We start from the raw sequence: 16520 nt of genomic DNA, 5'->3' as shown, positions 1-16520 counted from the left end.
ACTCAACAAAGCGAAAGCCGGGAAGCCATACCGGATGGAGCCTAGTGCTATTTATACTACTGGAGAAGCCTTCTCTAGAGTTTCGCTAGCCATTTCGTCCAGCTCACTCTTGAAGTCTTGGCCCAATTTAGCCAGCTTCTTGCCGTCTTCGATCATTTGCTGACCCAGGCGAGTCATGGCTTCAACTTGTTGCACGTTGAAATCAACCAGGCCTTGCACATCAGAGATTTCAGAAGCGGCTTTCAGTTGCTCAACACCAGCGTCAGTGTAGCTTTTCATTGCAGACAACTGCAGGGCAGTCAGCTCTTCAATGTTTTTCACTACCAGCTTGTTGTAGTTGGTGATTGGACCGAAGGCTTTCTCGCCTTGCTCGGTAAAGGTTTTAAATAGTTCGCTATACATGGTCTAACTCCATTTAAGTTTTAAAGGTGGAAGTCGCAGCTTCCGCTAACATCACACACGTTTCACTACCACGGCGGTACCCATACCACCCCCAACACACAGAGAAGCCAGCCCCAGTTGGCTTCCCTGCTTTTGCATCTCATGCAACAAGGTAACTAAGATGCGATTTCCTGACGCCCCAAGAGGATGACCTAGCGCGATGGCGCCGCCATTCATGTTGCAACGCTCCATCATCTCTTGCTGTGACTGGCCGTGTTCCTCTTCCAGCTGCTTGAGCACCCCAAGCGCCTGACCAGCAAAGGCTTCGTTAATCTCCAGCAGCTGCATATCTGCCAAGCTTAGCTCGGCTTTTTGCAGTGCCTTGCGAATAGCAGGAACCGGACCTAGCCCCATAAATTCAGGGTCGACCCCGGCTTGGGCGTAACTCACCAGCTCAGCAATCGGAGTAAGGCCGAGTCGCTCAACCGCCTCTTCTGAAGCCAGAATCACCGCACTGCCACTGTCATTAAGACCCGAGGCATTACCGGCGGTGATGGTGCCTTCTTTGGTGAAAGCTGCGCGCAGCCCTGCCAGTTTTTCGATAGTGGCATCGGCTTTAGGATATTCATCGGTATCCACCACTTTGGTTTGCCGTCTGCTCACCACTTCCACTGGCACAATCTCATCGGCAAAACGACCAGACTCCACGGCAGCTACCGCCCGTTGTTGGCTGTTCAGCGCAAAAGCATCTTGCTGCTCACGGGTGATACCCAAGGTCTGGGGGATCTGCTCGGTGAGCAAGCCCATGTGCTTCTTGCCAAAGGCGTCGGTGAGACCGTCTTTGATCAGCGCGTCTTCCATCTCCAGGCTCCCCATCTTGTGGCCATCGCGTAGCTTGGCACTCATCAAGTAGGGGATCTGCGACATGTTTTCTGCACCCGCTGCTACCACCACTTCCGCGTCACCGGCTTTGATGTGCGCAGCGGCATCCATCACCACCTTCATGCCACTGCCACAAATCATGTTCACAGTGTAAGCCGGAACTTCTTGGGGCACGCCTGCAAGGATCGACGCTTGACGACCGGGGCCCATGCCCTGGCCGGCAGCAATAACATTTCCCAGTATGACTTCATCGACATCTTTGCCACTGAGGCCCGCTTGCTCCAAAGCAGCCTGAATAGCTGCCGCACCCAGTTTAGGTGCAGCAACCGACTTAAGAGCGCCACCAAAACTTCCGATGGGGGTGCGTTTCGCAGCAACGATCAATACTTTCTTCATAGTCCTTCCTGTAACTAATGCATGTATTGGCCGCCGTTAAGCGACAAGGTTTCACCAGTGATATAGGCAGCAGGCCCACTCGCCAAATAGGTGACCGCACCAGCGATCTCTTCTGGCAAGGCCAGACGCTTCATCGGCACCTGAGAGGTAATCTGCTCCAACACCTCATCCTTGATGGCTGTCACCATCGGTGTCGCGGTGTATCCAGGAGCGATGGCATTAACCGTCACTCCTTTGCCCGCCCCTTCCAGGGCCAGCGCCTTGGTGAAGCCGATAATACCGGCCTTAGCTGCAGAGTAGTTCACCTGACCAAACTGGCCTTTCAGGCCATTAATGGACGAAATATTGATAATTCGACCATGGCCCTGCTCGCACATCGCCTTAAACACAGGCTGCGTAACGCTGTACAGACTAATCAGGTTGGTATTCAGTACTTGATACCAGCTATCGAAGCTCATCTTGCGGAACAGGCCATCACGGGTGATGCCTGCGTTGTTGACTAGCAACTCGACACTACCGAACTCTGAGAAGATCTCTTTGATGACTTCTGCGGAGGCTTGGCTATCGGTGATATCGAGAAATTTGAAGCTAACGCTGGCTCGATCAATTTGCTGTTCATCTAACCAATCGTTGATTTGTTGCTCAGTGCGCCCTCGGCTGAGAGCTACCACGAAAAAACCACTTTCGACCAGGGCTTTGCAGGTTGCGCTACCAATGCCACCTAGGGCACCGGTAATAACCGCTACTCGTTTGTTATCCATTCGTCCACTCCATGTCGCTAGTTATTATTTAATGTCACTTACAACACCCACCAGATATTTTCCCTTTCTGGTGAGATATAAATCAATATGATCTATTTCACATATTGTCAATACCTTGAAGTTCAGAAGCTAACTACCTTATGTTACCGATATGTTGCGAGGTGGAGATCGTTAAATGACACCTCGGCTTGATAGAACTGCTGCTCTAGTTGACGCCCCTTGCACCGACATGAAGCGCCACTCTAGAGCACCACAGCTATTAACATTTATCTAAAAACTTATAATTCAATAAGATAGAGTTATACCTGCTAAATAAAACCTTCCCATGAAACTGGTTTCTTATTATTTTTTGGTTTTAAAATCACCTATTAAAATTAAAATAGACTTCAAATGTTACACTAGTAATATTTCAATCAATATAATAAATAGTTATTAAAAATACTAAGCGAGAGATTATTTAATATGTTTAATGGTCATACCATTTTGATAATTGATTAACCAAAATATCCAAGTGGACAACAATTATTCGAAGGGCCAAATTCAGAGTGATTCACTAGTTAATTATCTGCAACAGCATGATCGTTCTACTGTTAGTAAGCAGTTTCGCTTTTTGCAGGTCTGGTCCACCAAATGTGTGGAGTTTTTTAGTGCGCTGTTCGCTGCAAACAGCCGTCAACACTGGCACTCTGTCATTTTGTAATCACACTAAAGGAGTAGAGCAGTTGTATACTCTTTGAACAGTCTCGCTATCGTGAGACCTTTGAGTAAACCAACCGGGCATAGGGATACGTAGTGCACTCATACACTAAGGAGTAGCAAGATGAAGCACGGCACAGTTTGGTTCAGGAAAGACCTGCGAGTTACTGACAACCCAGCACTCTATCAAGCCCTTCAACACGCGGACCGCGTCAGCGCTGTCTACGTCGATTGTCAGGAGCTGCGCTCTCCCAGCAATAACCAACAGCGCTTTATCCAAGAAAGTATTAATCAACTGGCCTACTCATTGGCGGTGCGCGGCATACCGTTCTCGGTACTCACCTGCGAAACCAAGCAACGCTTGCCTGAAGTCATGGAGCAGCACGCCCAGCTGAATATGATTAGTGGCTACTTCGCCAACTATGCGATAGACATAGAGAGCCGCCGAAGTGACCACGACGTGGAGCAGCACCTCTCCGTCCCGCTGCAACTGTTTAATGGCGATTGCGTGCTACCACATGGCAGTATTCGCACCGCTAACGGCTCGATGTACCACGTGTACACGCCGTTTAGCCGCGCCTGGGTGCAGCAACTGCGCCTGTGCGGCTACAGTTGTTTCCCCGCCCCCGAAGCGTGCGATGAACAGCAAGCCAGTGCACCGCCCTTCCCCGGTGTGGCCGAACAGATTGACTGGCCTGCAGGCGAAGTCGCGGCACAGCAGCGCTTGAAACGATTCTGCATTGAATACTTAGAGGACTATGAACGGGCTCGGGATTTCCCTAGCGTTAGCGCAACCAGTCAACTCTCTCCCTACCTGGCTGTAGGCAGCTTAAGCCCTAATCAGTGTTTACAAGCACTCAAGCAGCACCTCGGACAACTGCCAACTGAGCGCAGCCAACCCGGCTTTGCTTGGTTAAATGAGTTAATCTGGCGCGAGTTCTACCGCCACTTGCTCTACGAGTATCCGCGACTGGGTGCCCGCCAGGCGTTTAAGCCCGACACCGAAAAAGTGCGCTGGAAGCAAAACCCGCAAGGGTTGAGCGCATGGCAAGAAGGGATGACCGGCTACCCCATCGTCGATGCAGCAATGCGCTGCCTGAAACGCAGCGGCTGGATGCACAACCGATTACGGATGATTGTTGCCAGCTTCCTGACTAAAGATCTGCACATCGATTGGCGGGTGGGCGAGAGCTGGTTCAGCCAGCTGCTCATTGACTACGACTTGGCAGCGAATAACGGAGGTTGGCAATGGGCGGCCAGTACAGGTGCGGATGCCGCGCCCTACTTTCGGGTGTTTAACCCAACCACCCAAGGGCAGCGCTTCGATCCTGAAGGCGCGTTTATCAAGGCCTGGGTTGAGGAGCTGGCGGAGGTCCCGGCGAAACACATTCATCAACCCCATGAGTGGCTAGCAGCGCAGCAGCCCGACACCCCCTACCCGCAGCCGATTGTTGACCACAAACAAGCGCGCTTAGATGCGATAGCGATGTTCAAGCAAGCCAGCACAGAGGCCACCACTTAGGGGCCTCTCGTGTATCGCTCACCCGCGCTTTAATCGCGGATTCATAACCAATAAGATCCCCACCAGCACCACCAGCATCGACAGTAACAACTCAAGCGACAAGGCTTCTTGCAGGTAGGCCGCCCCCATCAGCGCGGCAATCAGCGGCACACTTAGCTGCAGCACTCCGGCCAAAGATGCGCGCATCGGCGCAATCGCAAAGTACCAAAGGGCATAGCCAATCGCCGAGCAGAGCATACCGGATAGCAGGGCATAGCCGACCGCCAAGGTATCCAGTTGCATCGGTGTCTCCAGATAGAGCGGCAATGCGAGCAAACTGAGCAGCGAGGCCAAAATAAAGTTGCCGCTGCTCATCAGCAGCGGCTCGCCCGCACCTTTTCCCGCAAGGGTATAACCTGCCCAAGCAATCCCCGCAACCACCATTTGCAAAGCCGGCATCACCGCAGGGGTGCTCCAGCCCTTTGCAAGTAACAGCACTAGCCCAGCAAAGGCGATGATCACCCCGGCAACCTCCCGGCGAGTGTAGCCCTCGCCTTGCAGGCGGCTCCAAAACCACAGGCTTATCTGTACGCTGGCGAACAGCAGTAGCGCACCCACCGCGGTCGACATCTCCCGATAAGCAAAAGTAAACAACAGCATGTAAGCGATTAGCCCAACACCGCCGAAGCGGCTTCCAGCATGGGATTGCTCTGGGAAAGAACGCCCTCCTACCAGCCTTGCCAGCACCAACAAGGTGATACAACCAGAATACAAGCGAAGCAGGCTAAAGCTGAGCGGGTCGATGGGGGTCTCCAGCAAGGCTGCACGGGTGAGTAAAGAGTTGCCAGCAAACGCCAGCAAAGCCAGCAAGAGCGCCGCAATGCGGGTGGGTGATTGATGCATCTTTGGTATTCTCTTTCTTGTGGCCGTCACACCATAGCCGCTGACACTAGGCCAACGCCCAGTTCACCGCTTGCTCGATATGGATCGCGGTGGTGTCAAACAGCGGCACTGCGGTGTGCTGAGCATCCACCAGCAAGCCTATCTCGGTACAGCCCAGAATCACCCCCTGTGCGCCCTGCTTGGCCAGGTTATCGATAATCTGCAGATAGCCTTGGCGGGAGCTATCAACAATCTGCCCATTACATAGCTCGTCATAGATCACCCGATGCACAAGTTCGCGCTCGGCCACATCCGGCACCACTACCTCGATGCCACGGGCCTCGATCCGCTCACGGTAAAAGGCTTGCTCCATTGTAAAGCGAGTACCGAGTAGCCCAACGCGGCGGATACCCTGCGCCAACAAATGCTCGGCGGTGGCGTCTGCCAAGTGCAGCAGAGGAATGCCGATACCTGCAGCGACGGGCTCAGCAACCTTGTGCATGGTATTGGTGGCAATCAATAAGCCCTCGGCACCGGCCGCTTCCACTTGGCGGGCATTGGCTGCCAGCAGCTCGCCGAGCTGTTGCCACTCGCCCTGATGCTGCAGCCTTTCAATCTCGGCAAAGTCGACACTGAGCAGCACCAACTTGGCCGAGTGAAGCCCGCCCAAACGCTGTTTAACCGCGCGGTTGAGTCCTTGGTAGTACGTCACTGTCGACTCCCAGCTCATTCCACCGAGTATGCCTATGGTTTTCATCATTGCTCCTTTAGTCCGGATACACTTCTTGGGCTTCAATATCTTCCAACACCAGCTCGATCCGCTGTCGCACCACCGCTTGGGCATCTTGCAGGCCTTGGTTGTAGTAGCTGGGGCCCAACTCACGACTAATAAAATCGAGCAGAAACTCCGCTTCAAACTGGCCGACTGGGCGCTCCAGCTCCTGATCCATGTAGTTGCTTATCTTTTCAAGCAGGGCCGCACGACGCTGCGGGCTTAGGGTTATCTCTGCCATTCAATGAGTCCTAATCGGCGTTAAGGGCGGTTGCCCAGCTTACCTTCTGGTGAAGAAACTGTTCAATGATCTGTTCAACCGCTTCGGTTGAGTCGGGTGAGAGTACCCTGCCCGCTAACACGTGCTGCCCGGGGTCACGAGCATCGGTATAAGCGGTCAGCTGTTTAATTGGCGAGGCCAGTTGCTGAAAGGCTCGCTCGGTGGCTTGCGGGTCCACCACCTGATCCAACGGCGAGTAGATAACTAACACTGGTACTTCGACGCTGGCAAGCAGCTCAGGCGTTATCAGCTCTACCAGCCCCATCATCGGCAGCAGGCTCTCAGTGGGGTAAGAGGTGGTCCAATAGCGATGCTGTAAGGGATTTTGCGCGTGCCAGCTACGCCGCTCACCAGTGACTAACTTGGCCAACTGCTCGCCCCAGGGCCACAGCAACGCTCGTGCACCGGAGTCAGCGGGGCCAAAGTTGGGCGAGATCAGCACCAAGGCGGCCAATTGCTCGGGCGCTTGGGCGGCAAGCCAAGTGGCAATGGTTGCGCCAGTGGACACCCCCAACAGCACCACCCGCTCGCCAATCGCCTCGCCAACGGCTAGCGCCTCATAGCCGTCTTCCAGCCAGCGCTGCACACTGCCCTCGCTCATGGCGTCGGGGTGTTTGCGCCCATGACCGGTCAGGCGGGTAGCAAAAAGGTTGGCAGCAAGATGCTTGGCAAGGTTCTCGCTCAGTGGCGCAGTCTCTTGGCGAGAGGCGGAAAAGCCATGCAGGTAGACCACACTCAGTGGGGTTTGAGCGTGTGGCTCGGCGTGCCAATGCAGGTACTTTTCCGTACCCGCAACAATATCGTGGTAGCGCCCTTCTGACTCGGCAATATGAGCATCGAGTTCAACGGGCAGAGCTGGGCGCGAGTTCGGCGTAGTGAGATCGACTCTTGGGCCAAGTAAAGCTACGACAAGCAGCAGAGCGACCACGATGTTGGCTTTTGCAAACCTCGATTTCAGCATCTCAGATAAGGATGGTGACGATTAAAGCCTCAACATAGCACCCGCTCTGGCTTAATTGAAGCTTGCCCGCAGTGCATCAGCCACCTCGGCGGGTAACCACGCCTGCCACAGCTCTGGGTTGGTCTCGAGGAAGTAGCGGCTGGCCTGCTCACTGCTGGCTTGATTGCGCTCCATCCATGCCAGTAACTGGTTCATCTGGGGGTTGCTGTAGCTGCGTTGCTCAAGATAGGTGAACGCAGCCGGTTCACGCTCAGCAAAACTGCCGGTTGTTAGGGTGAGCACGGGCGTGGGCGGATACATGGTCGGCTGCGCCTCATTACAAATACTGCGACTAATGCAATCCTGAAAGTGTTTTTCATCGATACCGCTGCCAAAGTCGACCTTTACCATCGGATACTCGCCCAATACCGCGGTCGGCGCCCAGTAGACACCCAGCCAACCACGCTGCTCTTGATAGGCCGAAGAGATAGAGTCGGCAAGCAAGGTGCCCGAGGCGGCTTCAACCAACTCGAACCCGGCTTGCTCAAGCTGTAGCGCTTTGAACAAGTTGGCGCCGCTTACCTGGCAGTTCCACCCGGACGGGCAGTTATGAAAGGTAGGACTGGCGTCCTCATCAGGTCTAAACAGCTTGGCATGCTTGATAACTCCGTCGATGGTGGCCAGCTCTGGGTGCTTTTCAACCAGGTAGGCCGGTACCCAGAAGCCTTCCTCACCGCCATCCGATAGGGTGTCGCCAGCATAGCGCAGCCGCTGGTCCATCACCGCCTTGTTGATGGCGGTTTTCATCGAACCCAACCAGTATTCCGGGGCAATATCCGGGAAGCCTTGGGTTAGCATCGACACCGCGGTGGGCAAGGTATCGCCATCGACTAACTCCACCTCACAGCCAAAACCATGTTCTAAGACATATTGATCAATATGCGCGACCACACTAGCCGAGCTCCACCCCATTTCCGCAATTGTTACTTTTTCACATGCCTGTGCCGTACCGGCCAGTACCGCGAGCATCAAGCCAATGCACCACTTTTCCATTACTGCCTCCATCAAAAGAGCATCAACTATAGCTGAAGCTGGCACCGATTATAGAGTGATATTCCCAAGCCTGTGTGCGTGATCGTCGATTATTTTGAGTAAAGAATCTAAACAAGATTGGAGAAGGGGTGAGAATGGTCAGTTGCTGATAAAAGCGTTAGCAATCAACCTGTTTACGCTATGCATAAACAGGTTGAAGACAACACGCTTAGGAGGCTTTTGGCTCCGGCTCCTCCTCGTTGGCAGCCTCTGTAGGCTCGATATCGCTCGATTCTGGCTCAGCAAACACCTCTGCCACATTCTCGGCCGCAACCAAGCCTTTTAGGTTACCGTCGTCATCCACCACAGGCAGCGAATAATCACTCTCGATGGTATCGCCAACGATCTGCTCGATCGGCGTATCGGGTGATACCACTGGCACATCTTCGTAGACCTCTTCAGAGATCTCCTGCTGATGCAGCGACTTGTTCACCTGCTCCAACCCCTCTTGTGTCAGCACCCCCTGATAGCCTTCCTCGGTCACATGGTAGGCATAGTCATCCTTCAGACGCTTCATCTGACTCAAGGCTTCGCCCAAGGTTTCGGCGGTGATGCGGCTAACCGGCGGCTTCATTACGGTTTCCACCGTCAGTGCCCGGGCCCGGTTTACGTCTTTGACGAAGGCCTCTACATAATCATCGGCCGGGTGTAGCAAGATCTCATCGGGAGTACCCTGCTGCACCAGGGCGCCATCTTTAAGAATGGCGATGCGATCGCCCAAACGAAGTGCTTCGTCGAGGTCATGGGTGATAAAGATGATGGTTTTGTGCAAGCTGCTTTGCAGCTCGATCAGTTGGTCTTGCATCTCACTGCGGATTAACGGGTCGAGCGCCGAGAAGGCCTCATCCATTAGCAGGATTTCGGCATCGGTTGCTAAGGCGCGAGCCAAACCTACCCGTTGCTGCTGACCACCGGAGAGCTGCGATGGGAACTGGGCGGCATAGCCATTGAGCCCCACCGTTTCCAGCCACTCTCCCGCGACTTTCTGTCGATGGGCCTTTTCGATGCCTTGGATCTCCAAGCCGTATGCCACGTTATCCAGCACGTTACGGTGTGGTAGCAGGCCAAAGCGCTGGAATACCATCGACATCTTATGTCGGCGAAACTCCTGCAGCTGACCTTGGCTAAGCTTCATCACATCGGTGCCGTCCACCCAGATCTCGCCCTCGCTGGGCTCGATTAGGCGGTTAAAGTGACGGATCAGGGTCGACTTACCGGAGCCGGATAGCCCCATAATCACAAAGATCTCACCTTTGTTGATGTGCAGGTCGATCTCTTTAAGGCCCACCGTGTGGCCCGTTTCAGCCAAGATCTGGTCTTTGCTCTGCCCTTGCTTAACCCGCGGTAACACTTTCTGAGGCTGGCTACCGAATACCTTGTAGAGGCCTTTAACTTCAATCAGCGGCTTAGTCATGCTGTAGCCCTCCCAAGTGCGCTTGGGTGCGTTTGGCGTAGGCCTGCGATACCCGGTCGAAGATAATCGCCAAGGCGACAATCGCCAGGCCATTCAACAGCCCCAAGGTAAAGTATTGGTTGGTAATCGACTTGAGCACTGGCTGGCCCAAGCCTTTCACACCGATCATCGAGGCAATCACCACCATCGACAGCGCCATCATAATGGTCTGGTTGATGCCCGCCATAATAGTCGGCATCGCCAGCGGCAACTGCACCCCGAGCAGACGTTGTCGAGGATTAGCGCCAAAGGCAGTAGCTGCCTCGAGAACTTCACGGTCCACCAGCCTAATCCCCAAGTTTGTCAGGCGAATCACCGGCGGAATGGCATAGATAACCACCGCAATCAGGCCTGGGATCTTGCCGATACCTAGCAGCATGACCACCGGGATCAGGTAAACGAAGGCTGGCATGGTCTGCATAATGTCCAGCATCGGAGTAACAATCGACTGGGTCCGATTAGAGCGGGCCATGGCGATACCGATGGGAATACCCAATACAATCGCCAACAAGGTACACACGGTGATAATGCTGAGGGTGCGCATGGTGTCGTCCCACATGCCGAGATAACCAATCAGCAGCAACGAAACGATACTGCCCACGCAGAGTTTCCAAGATCGGCTGGCAGCATAAACAAGCGCTGCAACTGCCGCTAATACGATCCACCAAGGAGTCGCCAGCAGTAATCGCTCAAACCACACTAAAAAAGATAATAGAGGCTCAAAGAAGGCCTCGATGCTCTCGCCATAATCGCGCGAGAATTGTCGGTAGGCACCATCCAAGGTTTTGCGGATAGCAGCAAGCTCACCACGCTCCATTTTCGGGAAGCTAGTGAGCCAGGAGTTGTCAGCCATATCAAGTTGTCCTTTCTTACTTACACGCTGAAGGAGCAAAGGCTCCTTCAGTACATCCTATGTAGTATTAACGCAGCGCAGCCGCTACTTGTTCGGATACCTCAGGGCTAAGCCAAGCCTTCCAAACATCTGGGTAGGTTTCCATGAAGTAGTACATGGTATCTTCACCAGTGGCTTGGTTATCTTCCATCCACGCCAATAGCGAGTTCATCTGAGCATTCGGGAAACTGCGACTGGAAATGTAAGCAAATGCAGTGGGGGACTTGCTGGCAAAGCTTTCTGTGGTCAAGGTATGCACCGGCGACGGCGGGTACATGGTGACTTTGGGGTCTTCACACTCTTCGGCAGTGGTACACTCAACGAACTCTTCTTCGTCTACACCCGAGCCAAAGTCGACCTTAACCATCTCGTATTTACCCAGTACCGCGGTAGGCGCCCAATAGTAACCAAACCAGCCTTGCTCACGCTCATAGGCCTTGGCTATCGAGCCCGCCAGGCCTGCACTCGAGCCAGGATCGATCATCTCAAAACCCGCTTCTTCCAAGCCCAAAGCACGGAACAGGTTGCCGGAACTGATCTGGCAGTTCCAACCCGCTGGACAACCATAGAAACCGGCCACTTCATCGGTTTCTGGGTGCTCAAACAACTTGGCATGTTGCTTAACGCCTTCAATGGTAGCCAGTTCAGGATATTGCTCGACGAGGTACTTGGGCACCCAGAAGCCCTCTTCACCGCCATCCGAAAGCGACTTGCCCGCGAAGCGTAAGCGCCCTTCTTCAACGCCTTGCTCGAGAGCCTCTTTCATGGAGTTAGACCACATCTCAGGGGCGATATCGGGCTGACCTTTCTCGATCATCGAGGTACCAGTGGGCATGGTATCTCCGGGCACCAGCTCAGCCTCGCAGCCAAAGCCATGCTCCAGAATAAAGCGATCAATATTGGCGATTAAACTGGCAGAGTTCCAATTCATCTCGGCAATCGTGACCGCTCCGCACTCACTTGCTTGTGCGGCGTGAGCACCAAAGGCCAAAGGTACCAAGGCTAAATAGCGTAGTTTCATTACTTGCATCTCCATTGCAAAAATATCGTTAATTACCATACAGCTCAAATAATTAGATCTCAAACCATTTGAGCTGTACCAAAACCTCTCGTCTCGATTAATATTAGCCAACTTAAGTACTTGAGATGGAATTAATGGAAAACAGCCAATACTGGCAAGAGGTGTTGATCTCACTACGCCGCATCATTCGCGCCACCGATCTGCAGTCAAAACGCATCGTAAAAGCCTGTGGCATGACCATTCCTCAGGTGATGGTGCTACGTGCCATCGAAGAGCTGGGCGACGTAACCGTGAAGACCATCTCCCACCATGTATCGCTGAGCCCGGCAACCGTCACCACCATCCTTAATCGCTTGGAGGAACGCCAGTTGGTGATTCGCCAGCGCAGTACTCAAGACCGCCGTATCGTAAACGCCCGCCTTACCGAGCTGGCCACCTCGCTGCTCGAAACCGTGCCGCCACTGCTTCACGAAGAGTTTATCGATAAGTTTGAGTCTCTCGAGGAGTGGAACAAAACCCAGATCCTCAGCTCGCTACAGCAGGTTGCCCAGATGATGGACGCCACCGCCATTGATGCTGCACCGCTGCTGGATATCGAAGCGCCTAACAAAGATCTACAGCGTTAATAAACAGGCCCTAAAGCAAACCGCTTTTAAACTGGCTGAGCTTCACCATCAGGTCCATCTGGGTACTGACGTGCAGCTTCTTGTAGATGTTCTGAATATACGAGCGCGCGGTGGTGACCTTAATCCCCATCTCGTCGGCCAGACAAGACACACTTTTGCGCTTGTAGATCCACTGCAGCAGCTCTACTTCCCGTGGGGTTAACTCATACTCCTGATTGATAGCATCCCAGTTCAGTGCATCGTCGGCGCTGAGGGTGACCAAGCAACAGGCCTGCGCCTCTTGGCGGCCAAAATACTTGTCTTTGAGCGGGCTTAGGCCAATCAAGATATCGGCACTGTCCTCATGCCCTTCCAGCAATAGCGATTGCTCCGCATCACCTTGGAAGAAACAGTTCTGCTTGAGCATGGCTCTGAGGCGCTTGTTGAGATAAGGGGTATGTAAGCTGAGCGTTGTGCTGTCGTCCACCAAGTGGTGGCTATCGGTCAGTAGCTGTTGTGCGGCGGGGTTCATCGACAGGATGCGGCCCGACTCGTCACATACCAGCAGGCCGTTGCGGGTCGCCTGAGAGATGGTGGTGAGGATGTTGGCATGGTTCTGGGCGAGTTTGAGTTGGGTATGGATGTTGGCGGCTCTGCGCAAATGGGGGGTGACTTGGGCTAAAAAGGCGAGATCGCGTTCATCGTAGGCTGGGGAGTCGGCGCCGCGATTAAACACCACATAGCCATCGTGGACCCCGTCGCGCACCACGGTTGCCCCAACACAATGGTGGGTCTTCATTGGTACAAACACATCTTGATAAATACTAAGGGTTTGGATTTGCTCGATGGGTATCTCGTCAGAGAAACGGTTAATCTCTCCCTCTAGTTTGGCCAGAGAAGACTGATACCACGGGTCTTCCGGAAAACGCTGTAGATAGCACTCCATTACCGCCGGGTCATAGTCAAAATCGGTGACCATCTCGAAGCTTATCATGTCATTGTCGGGGGCATTCCACAGCGCAAAAAAGGCCTTGTTCGACCCCATGACAATGCGCAGCCGCTCAAGTAAGTCCTTCCAATTACCGCTAATCGCGCAATCGTAGATATCCCCTATCAGTGACGACAGCTCAGTTCCGTTGATATGCGGCATGCTCCCTTGCCTATCTCAATATTTGCTTACATCTAGTATCAACCGCTTTATTGAGCTTTCAAGCCACGCATCACAATTACATAATATTTTTATCAATCGACGTGAGAGGCGAGAAGCAGGAAGGACAGTAGGGAGATCAGTAGGGGGTTAGCCAGAGGAGCACAAGCAGCGGTTAACAGGCTGTGCCTGCTAACCGATGAGATCCTAGCTACAGCGCATCAGCCACTTGTTTGGCGATGGCCGGGTCCAGCCAGGCTTGCCACATCTCAGGATAAGACTCCATAAAGTAATACATCGCCTCCTCACCATCGGCCTGATTGTCTTCCATCCAAGCCAGCAAGCCATTCATAAAGGCATTGGGGAAGCTGCGGGTGGCGATGTATTTATAGGCCTCAGGCGCTTGACTGGCAAAGCGCTCGGTGGTCACCGTATGCACCGCGGAAGGTGGATACATGGTCACTTTAGGGTTCTCACACTCCACTTGAGTGGTGCAGTCCACATACTCCTCAAAGTCGATGCCAGAACCGAAATCGACCTTCACCATCGGGTACTTGCCTAACACGGAGGTGGGCGCCCAATAGTAACCAAACCATGGCTCTTGGCGCTCATACGCCTTGGCGATGGAGCCTGCTAAGCCAGCACCCGAGCCAGGGTCGATAATCTCGAAGCCGGCATCCTCAAGGTTTAGGGCGTTAAACAGATGCTCCACGGTGATCTGGCAGGTCCAACCCGCAGGGCAGCCATAGAAGGCGGACAGGTCGTCAGATTCAGGATGCTCAAACAGCGCACGGTGTTTAAGCACGCCTTCAATCTTGGCCATCTCGGGGTATTGCTCAAACAGGTACTGCGGCACCCAAAAGCCCTCTTCGCCGCCGTCTGACAGCGAATTACCCGCAAAGCGCAGCCGCTGCTCGTCCACTCCACGGGCCAGCGCTTCTTTGGCCGAGTTAGTCCACAGTTCAGGGGCGATATCCGGCTGGCCTTTTTCGACCATTGAGGTGGTGGTGGGCATGGTATCGCCGGGTACGAGTTCGGCCTCGCAGCCAAAACCGTGTTCTAAGATAAAGCGGTCCATATTGGCCAGAAAACTGGCTGAACCCCAGTTCATCTCAGCAATAGTGACGGTGCCACACTCTTGAGCCTGCGCGCTCAGAGCCAACGGAAGTAACGCAAGATAACCTAGCTTCATGATTTGCTTCTCCTTGCAAATAACACAACGGTATCCCTGTTTGATGGTGCTCAGGCTAGCGCCTGAGACAAGCTCAATTTAGCACTTTCGCACAGCAATGGTAGCCCAGCTAAGCCACTGAAACTGTGGGAACCTGACCGCGCTCACGCACTGGCACAAAAAAAGCGGCGTAAGCGCCGCTTCAGTGTTTTTACATGCCCTTGCTTATCGCTTGAGCTCAGCCCACAAGTCGTAGTCGTCGCTGTGGGTGATGGTCACTTCCACAAAATCCCCCACCTGCAACTCGGTCTCGCCGTTAAGGTAGACCATGCCATCAATCTCGGGGGCATCGGCGTAGGAGCGAGCAATCGCGCCCTCTTCGTCCTCCTCGTCGATAAGCACCGTCATGCTCTGCCCAACACGTTTTGCTAACTTGTCGCGACTGATGGCTTTTTGCACGTCCATAAAGCGCGCCAAACGCTCTTCTTTGATCTCTTCCGGCACCTGATCAGCCAGTTCATTGGCGGCAGCGCCCTCCACCGGGCTATAAGCAAAACAGCCGACGCGGTCTAGCTGCGCTTCACGCAGCCAATCCAGCAGCAACTGGAAGTCTTCTTCAGTCTCGCCCGGGAAGCCAACGATAAAGGTGGAACGCAGTACCAACTCGGGACAGATCTCGCGCCATTTCTTGATACGCTCCAACACCCGCTCGGCTTGGCCGGGACGCTTCATCGCCTTAAGGATTTTCGGGCTGGCATGTTGGAAGGGAATATCCAGATAAGGCAGGATCTTACCTTCAGCCATCAGTGGGATGATCTCGTCTACGTTCGGATATGGATACACGTAGTGCAGGCGCACCCAAATTCCCATCTCGCTGAGCTTTTCACACAGCGCTTTGAGCTGAGTCTTCACTGGCATGCCATTCCAAAAGCCGGTGCGATGCTTGGTATCCACGCCGTAGGCGCTGGTGTCTTGCGAGATCACCAACAGTTCTTTCACCCCAGAAGCCTTGAGGCGCTGCGCCTCATCAAGGATCTCGCCAATCGCACGACTTTCCAGATCGCCACGGAACGAAGGGATAATGCAGAAGGTACAACGGTGGTTACAGCCCTCTGAGATCTTCAGATAGGCAAAATGACGCGGGGTCAGTTTTACCCCGATATCCGGCACGAGTTGGGTAAAAGGATTGTGCTCCGGCTTAGGCAAAAACTCATGCACCTGCTCCAGCACATTCTCGTAGGCGTGCGGGCCGGTAATCCCCAGTACATTCGGGAACACTTGGCGGATTTCATCTTCTTTCGCGCCCAAACAGCCGGTCACGATCACCTTGCCGTTTTCCGCCATCGCCTCACCGATAGTATCCAGCGACTCTTCCACCGCACTGTCGATAAAGCCACAGGTGTTCACAATCACCAAATCGGCGTCGTTGTAGGTGTTGACCACCTCATAGCCCTCGGTACGCAGCTGGGTAAGGATACGCTCTGAATCCACCAAGTTCTTGGGACAGCCCAGGCTGATAAAGCCGATACGCTGGCCGCCGGGACGAGAAGGATCAGCCAGCACGGAGTCCTGCACATCGATCTGCGCACCTTCGCTCACGCTCTGTTTAGGGTCAAAGGTATTTACTGTCATATCGCACCTTGGTTTG

16 protein-coding genes are annotated in these 16520 nt (G+C 53.8%); 2 read left to right on the top strand and 14 right to left on the bottom strand.

Going from position 1 to position 16520, the window contains the following annotated elements; genetic code table 11:
• Positions 1 to 51: 51 nt before the first annotated feature.
• Genes G461_RS0102155 through G461_RS0102145 form a run of 3 tightly spaced genes read right to left on the bottom strand, consistent with a single transcriptional unit; the run spans position 52 to position 2420 of the window.
• Positions 52 to 402, bottom strand: coding sequence for a phasin family protein (locus G461_RS0102155; RefSeq protein ID WP_026970595.1), 351 nt, complete (start codon positions 400 to 402; stop codon positions 52 to 54).
• 51 nt (positions 403 to 453) lie between these two features.
• Positions 454 to 1659 (bottom strand): acetyl-CoA C-acetyltransferase, encoded by a 1206-nt coding sequence (locus G461_RS0102150; RefSeq protein WP_026970594.1) that lies wholly within the window; start codon positions 1657 to 1659, stop codon positions 454 to 456.
• A gap of 14 nt (positions 1660 to 1673) precedes the next feature.
• Positions 1674 to 2420 (bottom strand): SDR family oxidoreductase, encoded by a 747-nt coding sequence (locus G461_RS0102145; protein ID WP_026970593.1) that lies wholly within the window; start codon positions 2418 to 2420, stop codon positions 1674 to 1676.
• A gap of 820 nt (positions 2421 to 3240) precedes the next feature.
• Between G461_RS0102145 and phrB the strand changes: the two genes are divergently transcribed.
• The gene (gene phrB / locus G461_RS0102140) at positions 3241 to 4638 is read left to right on the top strand and encodes a deoxyribodipyrimidine photo-lyase (RefSeq protein WP_026970592.1); all 1398 of its coding nucleotides are present in this window, start codon (positions 3241 to 3243) and stop codon (positions 4636 to 4638) included.
• Between the two features lie 18 nt (positions 4639 to 4656).
• Here the strand turns inward: phrB and G461_RS0102135 are convergent, their stop codons facing one another.
• From G461_RS0102135 to G461_RS0102100, 8 genes are all read right to left on the bottom strand, one after another.
• On the bottom strand, positions 4657 to 5520 hold the full coding sequence (locus G461_RS0102135) for a DMT family transporter (RefSeq protein WP_051333299.1): 864 nt from the start codon (positions 5518 to 5520) through the stop codon (positions 4657 to 4659).
• A 46-nt stretch (positions 5521 to 5566) separates the two neighbouring features.
• Positions 5567 to 6256 (bottom strand): aspartate/glutamate racemase family protein, encoded by a 690-nt coding sequence (locus G461_RS0102130; protein ID WP_026970590.1) that lies wholly within the window; start codon positions 6254 to 6256, stop codon positions 5567 to 5569.
• A gap of 10 nt (positions 6257 to 6266) precedes the next feature.
• Entirely contained in the window at positions 6267 to 6512 is a 246-nt protein-coding gene (locus tag G461_RS0102125) for a DUF2164 domain-containing protein (RefSeq protein ID WP_026970589.1), read from the bottom strand.
• Between the two features lie 10 nt (positions 6513 to 6522).
• The gene (locus tag G461_RS0102120) at positions 6523 to 7479 is read right to left on the bottom strand and encodes an alpha/beta hydrolase (protein ID WP_051333298.1); all 957 of its coding nucleotides are present in this window, start codon (positions 7477 to 7479) and stop codon (positions 6523 to 6525) included.
• 84 nt (positions 7480 to 7563) lie between these two features.
• A complete protein-coding gene (locus G461_RS0102115) occupies positions 7564 to 8544 on the bottom strand; it encodes a glycine betaine ABC transporter substrate-binding protein (protein WP_026970587.1) in 981 nt (326 codons plus the stop codon).
• 208 nt (positions 8545 to 8752) lie between these two features.
• Entirely contained in the window at positions 8753 to 9997 is a 1245-nt protein-coding gene (locus G461_RS0102110) for a quaternary amine ABC transporter ATP-binding protein (protein WP_026970586.1), read from the bottom strand.
• A complete protein-coding gene (locus G461_RS0102105) occupies positions 9990 to 10889 on the bottom strand; it encodes an ABC transporter permease (RefSeq protein WP_026957458.1) in 900 nt (299 codons plus the stop codon). Before G461_RS0102105 ends, G461_RS0102110 begins: the two co-directional genes overlap by 8 nt.
• A 67-nt stretch (positions 10890 to 10956) precedes the next feature.
• Entirely contained in the window at positions 10957 to 11949 is a 993-nt protein-coding gene (locus G461_RS0102100) for an ABC transporter substrate-binding protein (RefSeq protein WP_026970585.1), read from the bottom strand.
• A gap of 125 nt (positions 11950 to 12074) precedes the next feature.
• Between G461_RS0102100 and G461_RS0102095 the strand changes: the two genes are divergently transcribed.
• Entirely contained in the window at positions 12075 to 12575 is a 501-nt protein-coding gene (locus G461_RS0102095; protein ID WP_342664359.1) for a MarR family winged helix-turn-helix transcriptional regulator, read from the top strand.
• A 10-nt stretch (positions 12576 to 12585) separates the two neighbouring features.
• Here G461_RS0102095 and G461_RS0102090 read toward each other — a convergent pair whose 3' ends face one another.
• The 3 genes from G461_RS0102090 to rimO all read right to left on the bottom strand — a co-directional run bounded on the left by G461_RS0102090 (position 12586) and on the right by rimO (position 16504).
• On the bottom strand, positions 12586 to 13704 hold the full coding sequence (locus G461_RS0102090) for a helix-turn-helix transcriptional regulator (RefSeq protein WP_026970583.1): 1119 nt from the start codon (positions 13702 to 13704) through the stop codon (positions 12586 to 12588).
• Positions 13705 to 13912: 208 nt separating this feature from the next.
• Positions 13913 to 14893, bottom strand: a complete 981-nt coding sequence (locus G461_RS0102085; RefSeq protein WP_026970582.1) for an ABC transporter substrate-binding protein — start codon at positions 14891 to 14893, stop codon at positions 13913 to 13915.
• Positions 14894 to 15097: 204 nt separating this feature from the next.
• A complete protein-coding gene (gene rimO, locus G461_RS0102080; RefSeq protein ID WP_026970581.1) occupies positions 15098 to 16504 on the bottom strand; it encodes a 30S ribosomal protein S12 methylthiotransferase RimO in 1407 nt (468 codons plus the stop codon).
• Positions 16505 to 16520: the final 16 nt, after the last annotated feature.

This window comes from Aliagarivorans marinus DSM 23064, from assembly GCF_000429485.1.
GTDB lineage: Bacteria > Pseudomonadota > Gammaproteobacteria > Enterobacterales > Celerinatantimonadaceae > Aliagarivorans > Aliagarivorans marinus.
Note: the sequence above shows the minus strand (reverse complement) of the source record. Positions and strands in the feature narration are given on the sequence as shown.

Bases quoted from the DNA above. Each gene is read 5' to 3' on its own strand.
- G461_RS0102145 (WP_026970593.1), bottom strand. From the start codon at position 2,420: ATGGATAACAAACGAGTAGCGGTTATTACCGGTGCCCTAGGTGGCATT.
- G461_RS0102150 (WP_026970594.1), bottom strand. From the start codon at position 1,659: ATGAAGAAAGTATTGATCGTTGCTGCGAAACGCACCCCCATCGGAAGT.
- phrB (WP_026970592.1), top strand. From the start codon at position 3,241: ATGAAGCACGGCACAGTTTGGTTCAGGAAAGACCTGCGAGTTACTGAC.
- G461_RS0102130 (WP_026970590.1), bottom strand. From the start codon at position 6,256: ATGAAAACCATAGGCATACTCGGTGGAATGAGCTGGGAGTCGACAGTG.
- G461_RS0102110 (WP_026970586.1), bottom strand. From the start codon at position 9,997: ATGACTAAGCCGCTGATTGAAGTTAAAGGCCTCTACAAGGTATTCGGT.
- G461_RS0102090 (WP_026970583.1), bottom strand. From the start codon at position 13,704: ATGCCGCATATCAACGGAACTGAGCTGTCGTCACTGATAGGGGATATC.
- G461_RS0102135 (WP_051333299.1), bottom strand. From the start codon at position 5,520: ATGCATCAATCACCCACCCGCATTGCGGCGCTCTTGCTGGCTTTGCTG.
- G461_RS0102125 (WP_026970589.1), bottom strand. From the start codon at position 6,512: ATGGCAGAGATAACCCTAAGCCCGCAGCGTCGTGCGGCCCTGCTTGAA.
- G461_RS0102105 (WP_026957458.1), bottom strand. From the start codon at position 10,889: ATGGCTGACAACTCCTGGCTCACTAGCTTCCCGAAAATGGAGCGTGGT.
- rimO (WP_026970581.1), bottom strand. From the start codon at position 16,504: ATGACAGTAAATACCTTTGACCCTAAACAGAGCGTGAGCGAAGGTGCG.
- G461_RS0102095 (WP_342664359.1), top strand. From the start codon at position 12,075: ATGGAATTAATGGAAAACAGCCAATACTGGCAAGAGGTGTTGATCTCA.
- G461_RS0102115 (WP_026970587.1), bottom strand. From the start codon at position 8,544: ATGGAAAAGTGGTGCATTGGCTTGATGCTCGCGGTACTGGCCGGTACG.
- G461_RS0102155 (WP_026970595.1), bottom strand. From the start codon at position 402: ATGTATAGCGAACTATTTAAAACCTTTACCGAGCAAGGCGAGAAAGCC.
- G461_RS0102085 (WP_026970582.1), bottom strand. From the start codon at position 14,893: ATGAAGCTAGGTTATCTTGCGTTACTTCCGTTGGCTCTGAGCGCGCAG.
- G461_RS0102100 (WP_026970585.1), bottom strand. From the start codon at position 11,949: ATGAAACTACGCTATTTAGCCTTGGTACCTTTGGCCTTTGGTGCTCAC.